Raw genomic sequence first — 13,432 nt, 5'->3', positions numbered from 1 at the left:
TCACGTGAGTAATTCTAAATCTCTTAGTTATAAAGACGCTGGTGTAGACATTGATGCGGGTAATGCCCTAGTCGAGAATATAAAAAGCGTAGTCAAACGTACTCACCGCCCAGAAGTTATGGGTAATTTGGGAGGCTTTGGCGCGTTATGTCAATTACCCACTAAATATAAAGAACCAGTATTGGTATCGGGCACAGACGGTGTAGGTACTAAACTTCGTTTAGCTATTGATCTAAAACGTCACCAAGATGTTGGGATCGATTTAGTTGCAATGTGCGTAAACGATTTAATCGTTCAAGGTGGTGAGCCGCTATTTTTTCTCGATTATTTTGCAACAGCAAAGCTTGATGTTGAAGTGGCAACCCAAGTCGTTACTGGCATTGGTAAAGGCTGTGAATTAGCAGGTTGTGCCCTAATCGGTGGTGAAACAGCTGAAATGCCTGGCATGTATCACGGCGATGACTATGACATGGCTGGCTTTTGTGTCGGCGTTGTTGAAAAAGCAGACATTATTGATGGTAGTAAAGTCGCTGACGGCGATGCCTTAATCGCATTAGCCTCTTCTGGTCCTCACTCAAATGGTTTCTCGTTAATCCGCAAAGTGTTGGAAGTAAGCGGTCAATCAACGGATCTATTACTGGAAGGAAAATCTATTGCTGATCATCTAATGGAGCCTACCCGAATTTATGTCAAAAATTGCTTAGATGTAATTGCCAAGCATGACGTGCACGCTTTGTCGCACATTACTGGTGGTGGTTTTTGGGAGAACATTCCTCGCGTTTTACCTGACAATAGCAAAGCTGTTATCGACGGTAAAAGCTGGCAATGGCCAAGTATCTTCAACTGGTTACAAGAACAAGGTAATATCGATACTTACGAAATGTACCGCACCTTTAACTGTGGTGTCGGCATCATCATGGTTGTGCCACAATCAGATTTAGCTAGCGCGTTAACTCAATTGAACGAATTGGGTGAAAATGCTTGGCACATCGGTAACATCGCTCAGCGTAACGGTGACGAAGAGCAAGTTGAGATCGTATAAGTCATGACTAAACGAATCGTAGTACTCATTTCAGGTAACGGCAGCAATCTACAAGCCATTATCGATAACTGTAATGACAAGCACATCAACGGTGAAGTCGTTGCTGTGATATCAAACAAAGCAGCTGTTTATGGGATCGAGCGTGCCGCCAAGGCAAATATTCCTTGCGAAGTGCTAGACCATAAAGCATTTGTCAGTAGAAATGAGTATGATCAGGCACTAATGGCCGTTATCGACCAGTTCAAGCCAGATCTTATTATTTTGGCTGGTTTTATGCGGATTTTAACCCCTGAGTTGGTTCAACACTACCAAGGTAAAATGCTTAACGTTCACCCGTCATTATTACCGAAGTATCAAGGTCTTAATACTCACCAACGAGCAATTGATGCCGGCGATACCGAACATGGCGTCAGCGTGCACTTTGTCACCGAAGAGCTCGATGGCGGCCCAGTAGTGCTTCAAGCTAAAGTACCGGTATTTCCAGAAGATAATGCTGACGATTTAGCGCAACGTGTCCACCAGCACGAACACCGGATTTTCCCGTTGGTCGCGCAGTGGTTTTGTACTGACCGTTTGTCTATGCAGCAGCAAGGTAATGATTTTGTCGCCTATTTAGACGACAAGCCACTACCAGCTCAAGGTTATGCTAGCGACTAGATAGCGAAATTTTTCTTCGCTAATACGATATAAAAAGGCAATTCGACATCGAATTGCCTTTTTTATGTGGTGATAGTAACGTCACAATCGCGGATTTTAATCAGCTATTCTTTACTAATAGTCAATTCAATGTGCTCAACCTTAGAGTCAAAGCCGATATTGCACTCGACCCAATAGCGACCATTACTAGAATGCCATAAACCTTCGACCGAAAAACCTCTGCTATGATGCACCGTTTCAACCCGCCAACGACTTAAGCTAAGCCCAATTTCCAGTAAATACTCCTGACTTAGCTCATAACAAGCCTGCTCGGCTTGATTTGCTCGCACCACCCGCACTTCGTCTCCATACACCTTAAAACTGAAAAATGTAATGATTAACAACCAAAACAAACCATTTACCAAGCTTTTATCCATCAAAAACCCACCTCAAGTGAAGAATAACAAGTAAATGCCAACTTTAAATTGACAAACACTAATGCATTCGCTATAAATGTTGTCAAATAGTTAATTACATCAGTTTACTGATTTTAATTAACTAATACATTAAATCGACGGCTGGTATCGTCATTTAGGCTATACCGCCAAATAGCGAGCAATAAGCTTCTATTTATACACTCTTAAGCCAAGAGTGATTAACATTTTTTAAACTCATTTCGATCAAGGCGATGAGTTATAGTGGAGAGATAAAATTCATGTGTTCAATTTTTTCAATTTTAGATATTAAGTCTGACGTTACAAAGCTACGCGCTGTCGCATTAGAAATGTCAAAACTTATGCGCCATCGTGGCCCAGATTGGTCAGGCATATACGCTGGTGAAAAAGCGATTTTAGCCCATGAACGTTTGTCAATTGTCGACGTTAACACCGGCGCTCAACCACTATATAACGTACAAAAAACTAACATTCTTGCAGTCAACGGCGAAATATATAACCACAAAGAGCTTGGCGCAGAAATGCCAGACTACCCATTCCAGACAAAATCTGATTGTGAAATCATTCTTGCCCTATACCAACGTGACGGCGTTGAGTTTTTAGACAAGCTTAACGGCATGTTTGCTTTTGTTTTATATGATGAAACGCAAGATCGTTACTTGCTAGGTCGTGATCACATGGGCATTATCCCAATGTACACTGGCCGTGATGAGCATGGTAACTTTTATGTTGCTTCAGAAATGAAAGCACTGGTTCCAGTTTGTAAAACGATTGAAGAATTCCCTCCTGGTCACTTCTTTGATAGCAAAGAAGGAAAAATGGTTAAGTATTACCAACGCGAGTGGCGCGACTTTGATGCTGTTAAAGACAACAGCAGTTCAAAAGAAGAGTTACGTGCTGCACTAGAAAGCTCAGTAAAACGCCAACTAATGACTGATGTGCCTTACGGTGTATTATTGTCTGGTGGCTTAGACAGCTCAGTAATTTCTGCTATCACTAAACAGTATGCTGAACGTCGTGTTGAAGATGGCGATCAAAGCCAAGCATGGTGGCCTCAACTACATTCATTTTCAGTTGGCCTTGAAGGTTCTCCAGACTTAATCGCGGCTCAGAAAGTAGCCGACCATCTTGGAACCGTACATCACCCAGTACTTTTCACCATTCAAGAAGGCCTTGATGCGTTAAAAGACGTTATCTATCATCTTGAAACTTACGATGTCACCACTATTCGTGCTTCAACGCCAATGTACCTTATGGCCAGAAAGATTAAAGCAATGGGCATAAAAATGGTGTTGTCAGGTGAAGGCGCCGATGAATTATTGGGTGGCTACTTATACTTCCATAAAGCACCTAGTGCTCGTGACTTCCACGAAGAAACCGTACGTAAGTTAGACAAGCTTCATATGTTCGATTGTGCTCGTGCGAACAAAGCTATGGCCGCTTGGGGTGTTGAAGCCCGTGTACCATTCTTAGACAAAGAGTTTATCGACACAGCGATGAGACTAAACCCTGATGACAAGATGATCAAAGATGGCCGCATCGAGAAAAACATTCTGCGTGAAGCTTTCGAAGACATGCTGCCTGAAAGCATCGTATGGCGTCAAAAAGAACAGTTTTCTGACGGCGTAGGTTACTCTTGGATTGACCAGCTAAAAGAATATGCTGCCAGCCAAGTCACTGATAGCCAGTTAGACAATGCGCGCTTTAAGTTCCCGCATAACACCCCTGAAAGCAAAGAAGGTTACTTGTTCAGAACCATTTTTGAATCGCACTTCCCATTAGATGTTGCAGCTAAGTGTGTACCAGGCGGAAAATCAGTTGCCTGTTCTACGCCAGAAGCTTTAGCATGGGATCCTAGCTTCCAAAACATGAACGAACCATCAGGCCGTGCAATCGCTGCCGTGCATAACGACAGCTACAGCTAAACCAGTCTATAGTTCACACTTATTATTAGTTAAGTTAACTAGCTAAAAATCCCCCACACAATGTTATTGTTTGAGGGATTTTTTTTGAGCAAATTTTGTTATTTTAGAATACTTTGTTATTTAACAAACTCCCTTACAAGCTTATCCTTGTTCTCGATAATTCGGCTTTAATAAAACAACAAAGAAAAACATACCAAACAGTTGATAACATTAGTATTTGACAATATCATTGATGAAATTAAGATAATATATTGCTAGCTGTTAGGTGTAATCAATGAGCATTAGAAAATATTCAACAAGGGATTACCCTGGACTTTTGAATGTTTATTCAAACTCTAAATTAGATGAATTGAAATATGAAACGGCTAAGTTTGTACTATTACCATTAGAAAAAGATCAGCGACGTTTAGCTCAAATCTGTGAGTCCGAAATTTACGTTTATGGTGATCAGGAAGTCATCGCATTCTGCGCTTATCACGGCAGCGAAATAAGAGCGCTATTTGTCCACCCTAAAGCTCGCGGCCAAGGTATTGGCATCAAACTATTAGAGTTTATGCTTTTCAACATCACAGACACCGCATCACTGTATGTCGCAGCGTCAAATTATCCAGCGATACGTTTGTATAAAAAACATGGCTTCGAGATTATCTCAGAGTTTAAGACAACATATAATAAGGCTGTTGTTGTGGCGAACAAAATGGCACTGTCACCAGCTACGGCCAACTAGCTAATAGCTGCTAACCCGTACATTATTACATTAGTTATTAAGCCTAGAACTTTATTGAGCTAAATTTTCACGATTAATGCTATGTTGGTGACCCAATGAACAACCTAATTATACTTACCCTATACCTCACTGTGTTGCTACAGCCTATGACTGTTTTAGCATTGCAGCAACAAGATCCTTGTTTAGGCCCTAGTGCTATGCACCAAGGGATCTGCGTCAATAACAAGCTTGAATTGGCGGATACAGAACTACATAACGCCTACCAAGCCGCTATTGTGCGAATTAAACATGAAGATCAATTTCTAAATAGAAATTTGCAACATAGCTTTAGCAAGTCTCAACGTGCTTGGTTGAAATACACCGAGACGTACTGTGAATTTAAAGGCAACAGCACTGGCGCCGCAGGTGGCTGGTCCGGTGTTCACACAGAAAATTGTGTTCTTGATATGATTAATCAGAGAATTACATATTTAGAGCGTGTTTTTTCGGGCTGATTATCTAATTGCTGTGCCTTAGAATTATCGCCGACAATAAACAATAAACCTAGCATCTAGCCCAAGCTCAGCTAAAGCCCGTATTTTTAGGATCAGATTAGACCTAATGTCCATATACAACCTTGTTAACCAATACATATACTAACAGTGACCTACTAAGTCCACCCGATAGTTATAGTGCTAAGAACAAAGGCTCTCATATTGAAAATGCCTTTACTCAAGGAACCGCAGTACCATGAAATATCAAAATAATATTGAGCCTGAAAATTGTTCGGGTATGACAGACATTCGAACTGAAATCGATAAAATGGATCGAGATATTATCACTATTTTGGGTAAGCGTTTCGAGTATGTAAAAGCGGCATCAAAGTTTAAAACCTCCCAAACATCGGTTCGTGCGCCAGAACGTTTTAAGGCTATGTTGGAGCAACGGCGAATTTGGGCATCATCACAGGGATTAAGTCCCGATGCTATCGAAAAAATGTATCGTGATTTGGTCAACCATTTTATCAATGAAGAAATTTCTAAATGGCAATCAGAGTCTTCCGATTTAAAACAAGATAATCAAACGTAAAGAGCAAATTCGGTTAATCTTAGTTACCCGCCCAACACGCTACATTTACGGTATGGTGTAATTTATTGTTATTCAGTTTTCTCGTCACTTACAATTCTAAAAGGTATTTAAGCCAATAAAACCATGCTAATGTTCCTGCTTTTAGCTGGTTTATTGAACGAATCTTAATCTCAAAAGAGGGTTAGACTGTGGAAAGTTATTTAATGTATGTGGTCGTCGCCGCGCTTACCGTTGCCAGCCCTGGCCCTGGCGTGATCCTGACTCTAAATAATGCAATCCAACGAAGTGCTGCTAATACCTTTTCTGGCATGCTGGGCATCGCTAGTGGCGTCTTTGCGGTTTCCGTCCTTTGTGCAACGAGCATCGGGGTTATTCTGACAGCTTCCGCCGTTGCCTTTACCGCAGTAAAATTAATTGGAGCAGCCTATTTAATCTATCTTGGGATAAAAATGTGGCGAACTCAAACGCCATTAAGTACTCACATCGAATTGCACCATAAGTCGAATATAAAATGTTATACCGAGGGGCTTTCTATTACTATTTCAAACCCCAAAGCAATCTTATTTTTCATGTCTTTATTTCCGCAATTTATTGAGCCCCAAGCAAGTTATACCAGTCAATTTATTACGTTATCTTTAACATTTTGTTGTTTAGTACTTATCATTCATAGTGCTTATGCATTGGTAGCAAGTTTCGCTAGAAATAAGTTATTGCAGCCAAAAGCAAGAAAAGTCCTTAATCAAATAAGCGGCAGTATTTTTATGTGTTTCGGTGTCGGCTTGGCCGCATCGAGCAAATAGTCAGCCAATTGCTCACAAAGATTGTAAGCTTAATTGACTATAGCTCGCGGCACATTTTAACTAACAGTTTCGCCAATAACGAAACGCTTAACCAAGGTGCTTAGTCCATCAGATTGTGCTGCAATTTCGGAGGCCGCTTCGAAACTTTGTTCTGCCATGGCACTGCTTTTGGTCGTATCATTTTCCAACTGCGAGATATTGTCATTAATCACTTTAATGGTCACAACTTGCTCCTTGCTTGCTTGCGAAATGTTACTGACAATGTCAGTTACTTGGTCCATACCAGCACTTACGTCCTTTAAGGCATTGGCCGATTGATGAACCAATGAAATACAGTCACTTGTTTGCTCTAACGAATCTTGAATTAAGCGTTGAATATCTTTTGAAGCCGCAGCCGAACGCATTGAAAGACCCTTAACTTCATTAGCGACCACGGCAAAGCCTAAACCGTGCTCTCCCGCTCTTGCAGCTTCGACAGCAGCATTAAGTGCTAACAAATTCGTTTGAAATGCGATGCCGTCAATCATTTCAACGATACTGCTCACCTTGAGACTGGCTTTTTTAAGTTCATCAATCGCCATCACCGTCTTACTAATAACCTCAATGCCACTTTCAAGCTGCTTTTCCACCTTAGATACCACGGCATGTGCCTGAGACACTTCATGTGAAGTTTTATTAACCGATTTATAGATGGCCCCCATGCTTTGATTCGTCACGCCTAGCTTGCTCGATTGTTGCCGTGCTTGAACCGCTAAGTTTTCACTGGTTGAGGTTAATTTTACCGTGGTTGCAGTGACATCAACGGCTGACTTTTGAACCGCGACAATCATTGAACTTAATTGCTCTAACGAGCTATTCATCGCTATAGCAAACTGTGCTAACTGGCCGTGATAATCACCCGTGATCCTTTGGCTGACATCATTTGCGGCCATTGATTGACTCACTTTTAATATTTCATCGAATGCTTGCTCTAAGGCCGATAATGAGTGATTAACTTGAATTTTTAGTGTATTAAAATCACCTTCCATTGGGGTCGCTATTCGAATAGAGAAGTTACCTTGATTCATTTGTTCCATCGCGATTTTAACTTGCTCTAATGAAGTGCACACCGCTCCCATACCAGTGTTGGCGGCCAGCGCAATCTCTTGGTAAATTCCTTTTGAGTCAGTTTGAACCTGCCGAGTAAAATCACCATGTGATATCCCTCGCAAGACATTTGAAAGACCATTTAAAATATTAGAAACCTGCTCAATGGTATTGTTTACTCGGTCTTTTAAACGATTAAGGTCTCCTTTTAGATCAATCTCAATCCGCTGATTTAAGTTGCCGCTGGCGACTGATTCCATCACCGATGTGACTGATTCAATTGAACGTTGCTGTACTTCAAGCATGCTATTAAGCGAATGAGCCATCTGGCCAACTTCATCGGATTGATCAATTTGCGCGCGGATTGAAAAATCGCCGTCTATTTCAATTTTCTGCATCACTTGCTGCACAATACTCAGTGGTCGGGTAATTGTTCTGACTAAGAATGACGAGACACCAATTAATACGCCGACAATAAAAACAATAATAATCAACAGTTTTGATGCTTCAATCATGAATGCTGAGCGAACGTCATCTAAGTAAACACCACTGCCTATTATCCATTGCCATTGGTTTAACCCTTTGACAAAAGAGACCTTATCTACCGGAGTTTCTTGGTCTGGACGTGACCAAACATAATCAACAAACCCCTCGCCTTGCTCATTAACAATACTCACCATCGCGTTAAATAGCGCTTTGCCGTTGGGGTCTTTTATTGCTGATAACGGTTGCCCGTTCAGCGCAGGCTTGATCGGATGCATAATCATGGTTGGCTGATAATCGTTAATCCATAGGTAATTACCACCGTCATAACGAATTTCTTTAATCGCTTGCTTAGCCTGAAATTGCGCCTGTTGACGTGTTAACTGACCTGATTTTTCCATTTTAGTAAAATGTTCAATTAAGCTATGAGTCGACTCAACCACATTTTTTACTGCCATTTTTCGGTCATTAAGCAATTCGTAATTAAGATTATATAAACTAAAAGCCGCGACTAATAAACAGCCGGACACAGCTACACTGGTTAATAACCACAGTTTTCGGCTAATACTTAAATTCTTGAATTTTTTCGACAACACAGCTATCTCCCTGAAGGCTGAATTTTGAACTTTGATTATCTGAATAAGGCGGTCGAAATGACAATCAGATATAATGCTAAAGCATGACTTATATATACTTTAATAAGGTTTAATCATTAAATCAAGTGAGCTTTTAATCTAACACTCACGATAAGTCTATCTTAACCAACGCAATATCAATAAGTAATAAACTTGAACCTTAGTTGTCTGGACACAGGAAAAATTAGCAGCTCCAAATAGAGTAACGACCCAATTATTTGTAATTTATAAATCTCATTATTTTATTTTAAACCCTAACATGACCAAAAGTAATGTTGAAAAAAACAAGGTTTCATACTCCTGTATTAGTCACCTTAACGGAGCGAACTGGCTGTACACATGTTAAATAAACGACAACAAAGCGCTTGCTACAATGGCAGCTAACTATTGGCCTATTACTAATAACCCAATGTTAGCGACTAAAGCTAGATAATAGGCACGAACAGGGCCAGTAGCGAGGCAGTTACTGCTAAAGATTAACGACTAATACTGATGTGGGCATTATTTGTTTTCCACTGGCGAGTAAGGTTGCTGCTTTATAATCTATGTTCGCTTTTTCAATACAATACTGCTGTTCACTACTGCAGTTCACTACAATATTTGTCGTTCTATAATGCGTTGGTTCATTACCATATTTTAAACGTTACCAGCGGTAACAATAACAACATTTCGGTCAACCAGTAGCCAAAACATACAGCCTGAAGCAGATTAATGACGGTTTGAAGTGCGTTGCATGCTGTATTTATAAATGACTAACAACCCTTAAACCGCACAAGGTTTTCGCGCAGGTAAATAGGCAGCTAGTTTTATATTTAATACTTAAAATTTAGTACTACAGTCTCATTAGCCATTGAATGTTAGCTGATCTTGGACGGCGCATCCAAAGCCCCTAAACGAAAAATCGCTGCGAGCCAATAAAGCGAGCAACGATGTAATTGCAATGGTATGGGCTATGTTGACCTTAAATGCAGCGGGCTTCACAATTGATTGAAAGTGTCGGTCTTGGTGTAGGTATTGATGTTGATGTTTGATGTTTGATGTTTGATAAAGCAAGCTTGAGCAGCATCAATGCTGCCCCCTAGCCTCGAACGTAGATAGAAACTTCATGCCAGCGGCATGAGGAAGTCCGCCGATGTAGTGATGGATTTACACCGACTTGCTGCTCACATAGCAACACGTTAGTACAACAGAGCCAATTGTATTTAGTTAACAGCAGCACTGTTAATTAAAATCAATAATTGGGGCATCGATGACGTGCTTAGTCGCGTTGGTACAATGATTCTATGGTACTCGATTCAATAGTTTGTGAATTAATCATATACCCTGCTAACGCGCCAGATGCATCAGCGGGTAAATCAAGACTTGCTACGCCAAGTGCATGTACCGTAAAACGATAGTGGTGAACACCATGACCTTTTGGCGGGCAAGCGCCACCGAAACTACGGCTACCGTAGTCATTTTTAATTTGAATACTGCCGGCTGGTAAATCGTTGGCTTTAGCGGTTCCAGCACCAGCAGCCAGTTGATTAACGTTAGCTGGAATGTTGACCACTTGCCAATGCCACCAGCCACTGCCGGTAGGGGCATCAGGATCGTAGGCTGTAATCGCAAAACTTTTGGTTGCTTTAGGCGCGTTAGCCCACGAAAGCTGCGGTGAGACATCGCCACCAGCACAGCCAAAACCATTAAATTCTTGGCTTTTAGCCATAGTTTGTCCATGCGAGATGTCATCGCTTGATAATGTCAAAGAGCTTGCAAGGGCTGATGCTGACAGGCTCAGTGTTAAAACCGAAATAAGTTTAAGTGTATGGCGCATATAATATATCCTTGGGTATTTGTAATTGGTTTGATCGATATATTAATATGTTTTTTATCTGTTGTTAGCCCGTAAACAATCTCTCTTTCGCCCTAATCCGCCATTTTAGTTTTTCGAAGCTCAGAGGGCGTTAAACCAAAACGTCCCTTGAAACGATCGGCAAAACGAGATTGCGATTGGTAACCACATTTTTGGGCGATCAAGCCGATAGCATAGTACGTTGTTTGCAATAAATGTAACCCTAAGCCTAACCGTGCTTGATCTTTAATTTCTTGGACACTGGTGCCTTCGTGTTTTAATTTTCGACGCAAGGTCGATTCACTCATCGCCAGTTTGTCACAGATGTATTCAACGGTTAATTGCTCAAAGCTTTGTTCGCAAAACATCTGATGCAATCGATGCGTTACGTTCGACGTGCCTACCATCGACAAGATTTCTTGATGACCCAAATGGCATAATAACTCAATGATTTCTCTTTTTCGTAATGACCACAGTGGCTTGGGCGCCCATAGCGAGATTTCGACAAACTGCTGCAGGCATTTACTTAAGGTCTGGTTTATTTCGCCGACATAATAACGTTTTTGATTGCCAGTATTGACTTGAAGTCCCTGGAAATCTTGATAGTCAAACTCAATTAGCAACGCATAATATTCCTTATCTTTTGGAATGTTACGCATATTAATCGCCGGGTTATCAGCCAAAAAGATAAAGTTACCACTGGCGCAGTTTATTTCATGGTCTTTGCCGAGCTCTTTGTTACCACTTAGCACCACAATCAGTAAAGGTTTAACGATAGGCACATTGAGCAAGTTTTGTTGGGTAATTGAACTATAAACCGAAAAAGGTTGTTCGCACTGTGGGTTAATTGTATTTTTAACAATATTTAGCAGATCTACCATGATTTCCTTAATGGACCAAACTTAAAGCAGTTGTAAGCAAGTTAATTGCCCTATCAATTCTGAAATTAACTCATTAATAAATTAAAACTTTATCATTATTCTTTATGCGATGGTTACCCGTATAGTTAGTTATTTCGCAATAATGTATATACCGCATGGTCAACAAGGCGACCATTTAAGTTTTCAGCTTGAGATCTAATGCCTACTAGACAAAACCCTAATCTCTCACACACCTTGCGACTTGCTGCGTTGTCTACTGCCACTGAAATTTGAACTTTATCTATTTCTAAATCAGTAAACGCAATGTCGATTAATTGCGATACTGATCGACTGACCAAGCCCTGCCCTTGATAGGCAGAACTTAACCAATAACCTATTTCAACTTTTTTAAGGGAATGATCAATTGTGTTTAAACTAACATTGCCGACAATTTCACCGTCAAAAATCATCGCACATACCAGCGATTTATTATCGGCGTAGTCATGCAGTGACTGATTGATAAATTTAACAAAAAAATCTTCGCAGTCAGCATGCGGCGGCCAAGCTAACCACTGACTAAGATACTCACGTTCTCGCTCAACAATTTCTAAATACTTTGCAGCAAATGAACGCTCAACCAATGCAAGCTCTAGTCCTTTGCCAATTAGTAATGTAAACATAGCTTCCTCTAAATACATAATAAGACGATAGAATTACAAATACCTTTACCCAGAACTCAGATTAATTAGGCAGATTAAATGGCGTTACAATTTCAAGTTTTGATGTTTTCATAACGACATTTTCTAACATTCGATGATACTGCAGAATACTCCTAAACGCTTGGTTTATATCCCATTGTAAATCATGATATATGACAGCTTGAATCTTTCCCTGTGCTAATAACAACCGATTATCACAATCGAGATCATGGCCAATGAATACTTCAACCGTACGATCCATTTGTTCGAAAGCTTCAATTATCGCGGTATTGGCACCTCCAACACTGTAAACCCCTTTAATATTAGCTGTCGTTGCTATTAAGTTGCTAATTTTCCTGTACATTGGCGCGTCGACTCCATCACTTCCTTGTGATAATACGATGTCGAGCTTAGGACAATACTGCGCTAATGATTGTTTGAACGCACTCACGCGATCAGCTTCACCACTAAAAGACTCGTTGCTCATCACCACCAATAATTTCCCTTCAACCTCATGATTAAGCCACTGTTTAAAGAGATAAGCAGCCAGATCTCCGGCGCGCTCATTGTCCATGCCAACATATGACAAACGACGAGAGTTAGGTAAATCGGTCACCAAAGTAACAACCGGAATTTTAGCCGCGTTTAACGCATTTATTGTCTCGGCTAGGAGCGGATCGTTAACCGCTTTTAGAATTACCCCATGGCTATCGGTTTGGGCAATTTTCAATAATTGCTGACGCATTGACTGAACATCTGTTTGTTCAAACAAATGAAACCGTGGCCGAATGCGAAATGGCGACATCTCTAGAATTTGTTGATTTACCGCCGCTCTTATCGCGTGACAAAAACGATCGGGCGCATGCATTAATACGTCAATATAAAACGTCCGCCCAGACAATATAACGGCATTTTGTTGCTCTTGTAGCTCCACAATAGCCATTTTTATACGCTGCTCAGATTGGTAGCTGACCTGCCCTCGCTGATGAATAACCCGGTCAACCGTCGCTTTACCCATGCCGGCCTGTGCGGCAATTTGTTTGATCGAAAACTTGCGGTCTGAACGCATATTTAACTTCCTGAGGTGTTTTTGGGGTCATTTTGAGCTATTAACTACTTTAAGAAGTGATAATATTTTTGTCAAATCATTAGTTTGCATAACCTCGAACAAGGCGTTTACATT

Annotated in this window: 13 protein-coding genes; 7 read left to right on the top strand and 6 right to left on the bottom strand. The window is 40.8% G+C overall.

Translation table 11 applies throughout. The features are described 5' to 3' along the window. Positions 1-4: 4 nt before the first annotated feature. A complete protein-coding gene (gene purM / locus HRU23_00245; protein ID NRA52559.1) occupies positions 5-1,042 on the top strand; it encodes a phosphoribosylformylglycinamidine cyclo-ligase in 1,038 nt (345 codons plus the stop codon). Between the two features lie 3 nt (positions 1,043-1,045). After that, positions 1,046-1,699 carry a phosphoribosylglycinamide formyltransferase gene (gene purN / locus HRU23_00240; GenBank protein ID NRA52558.1) on the top strand — a complete coding sequence of 218 codons (654 nt, stop codon included), beginning with the start codon at positions 1,046-1,048 and terminating at the stop codon, positions 1,697-1,699. Between the two features lie 104 nt (positions 1,700-1,803). Here the strand turns inward: purN and HRU23_00235 are convergent, their stop codons facing one another. Then, positions 1,804-2,115 carry a hypothetical protein gene (locus HRU23_00235; protein NRA52557.1) on the bottom strand — a complete coding sequence of 104 codons (312 nt, stop codon included), beginning with the start codon at positions 2,113-2,115 and terminating at the stop codon, positions 1,804-1,806. A 278-nt stretch (positions 2,116-2,393) separates the two neighbouring features. Between HRU23_00235 and asnB the strand changes: the two genes are divergently transcribed. The 5 genes from asnB to HRU23_00210 all read left to right on the top strand — a co-directional run bounded on the left by asnB (position 2,394) and on the right by HRU23_00210 (position 6,653). Then, entirely contained in the window at positions 2,394-4,058 is a 1,665-nt protein-coding gene (gene asnB / locus HRU23_00230) for an asparagine synthase B (protein ID NRA52556.1), read from the top strand. 274 nt (positions 4,059-4,332) lie between these two features. After that, positions 4,333-4,785, top strand: coding sequence for a GNAT family N-acetyltransferase (locus HRU23_00225; protein ID NRA52555.1), 453 nt, complete (start codon positions 4,333-4,335; stop codon positions 4,783-4,785). Positions 4,786-4,880: 95 nt separating this feature from the next. Further along, entirely contained in the window at positions 4,881-5,279 is a 399-nt protein-coding gene (locus HRU23_00220) for a DUF1311 domain-containing protein (GenBank protein ID NRA52554.1), read from the top strand. 235 nt (positions 5,280-5,514) lie between these two features. Then, positions 5,515-5,853: an isochorismate lyase gene (locus HRU23_00215; protein ID NRA52553.1), complete on the top strand. Its 339-nt coding sequence runs from the start codon at positions 5,515-5,517 to the stop codon at positions 5,851-5,853. Positions 5,854-6,041: 188 nt separating this feature from the next. Beyond that, a complete protein-coding gene (locus HRU23_00210) occupies positions 6,042-6,653 on the top strand; it encodes a LysE family translocator (protein ID NRA52552.1) in 612 nt (203 codons plus the stop codon). Between the two features lie 56 nt (positions 6,654-6,709). On the opposite strand, the gene HRU23_00205 is transcribed toward HRU23_00210, so the two are convergent. The 5 genes from HRU23_00205 to HRU23_00185 all read right to left on the bottom strand — a co-directional run bounded on the left by HRU23_00205 (position 6,710) and on the right by HRU23_00185 (position 13,318). Continuing rightward, positions 6,710-8,818: a cache domain-containing protein gene (locus tag HRU23_00205; GenBank protein ID NRA52551.1), complete on the bottom strand. Its 2,109-nt coding sequence runs from the start codon at positions 8,816-8,818 to the stop codon at positions 6,710-6,712. Positions 8,819-10,115: 1,297 nt separating this feature from the next. Beyond that, positions 10,116-10,673 carry a YbhB/YbcL family Raf kinase inhibitor-like protein gene (locus HRU23_00200; GenBank protein NRA52550.1) on the bottom strand — a complete coding sequence of 186 codons (558 nt, stop codon included), beginning with the start codon at positions 10,671-10,673 and terminating at the stop codon, positions 10,116-10,118. A gap of 92 nt (positions 10,674-10,765) precedes the next feature. Next, positions 10,766-11,572 carry a helix-turn-helix transcriptional regulator gene (locus tag HRU23_00195; protein NRA52549.1) on the bottom strand — a complete coding sequence of 269 codons (807 nt, stop codon included), beginning with the start codon at positions 11,570-11,572 and terminating at the stop codon, positions 10,766-10,768. Positions 11,573-11,697: 125 nt separating this feature from the next. After that, positions 11,698-12,231 carry a GNAT family N-acetyltransferase gene (locus HRU23_00190; GenBank protein NRA52548.1) on the bottom strand — a complete coding sequence of 178 codons (534 nt, stop codon included), beginning with the start codon at positions 12,229-12,231 and terminating at the stop codon, positions 11,698-11,700. Positions 12,232-12,292: 61 nt separating this feature from the next. After that, positions 12,293-13,318, bottom strand: coding sequence for a LacI family DNA-binding transcriptional regulator (locus tag HRU23_00185; protein NRA52547.1), 1,026 nt, complete (start codon positions 13,316-13,318; stop codon positions 12,293-12,295). Between the last annotated feature and the right edge of the window lie 114 nt (positions 13,319-13,432).

This window comes from Gammaproteobacteria bacterium (assembly GCA_013214945.1).
Lineage (GTDB): Bacteria > Pseudomonadota > Gammaproteobacteria > Enterobacterales > Psychrobiaceae > Psychrobium.
Note: the sequence above shows the minus strand (reverse complement) of the source record. Positions and strands in the feature narration are given on the sequence as shown.

Bases quoted from the DNA above. Each gene is read 5' to 3' on its own strand.
- purN (NRA52558.1), top strand. From the start codon at position 1,046: ATGACTAAACGAATCGTAGTACTCATTTCAGGTAACGGCAGCAATCTA.
- HRU23_00225 (NRA52555.1), top strand. From the start codon at position 4,333: ATGAGCATTAGAAAATATTCAACAAGGGATTACCCTGGACTTTTGAAT.
- asnB (NRA52556.1), top strand. From the start codon at position 2,394: ATGTGTTCAATTTTTTCAATTTTAGATATTAAGTCTGACGTTACAAAG.
- HRU23_00190 (NRA52548.1), bottom strand. From the start codon at position 12,231: ATGTTTACATTACTAATTGGCAAAGGACTAGAGCTTGCATTGGTTGAG.
- HRU23_00215 (NRA52553.1), top strand. From the start codon at position 5,515: ATGAAATATCAAAATAATATTGAGCCTGAAAATTGTTCGGGTATGACA.
- HRU23_00195 (NRA52549.1), bottom strand. From the start codon at position 11,572: ATGGTAGATCTGCTAAATATTGTTAAAAATACAATTAACCCACAGTGC.
- HRU23_00220 (NRA52554.1), top strand. From the start codon at position 4,881: ATGAACAACCTAATTATACTTACCCTATACCTCACTGTGTTGCTACAG.
- HRU23_00235 (NRA52557.1), bottom strand. From the start codon at position 2,115: ATGGATAAAAGCTTGGTAAATGGTTTGTTTTGGTTGTTAATCATTACA.
- HRU23_00200 (NRA52550.1), bottom strand. From the start codon at position 10,673: ATGCGCCATACACTTAAACTTATTTCGGTTTTAACACTGAGCCTGTCA.
- HRU23_00185 (NRA52547.1), bottom strand. From the start codon at position 13,318: ATGCGTTCAGACCGCAAGTTTTCGATCAAACAAATTGCCGCACAGGCC.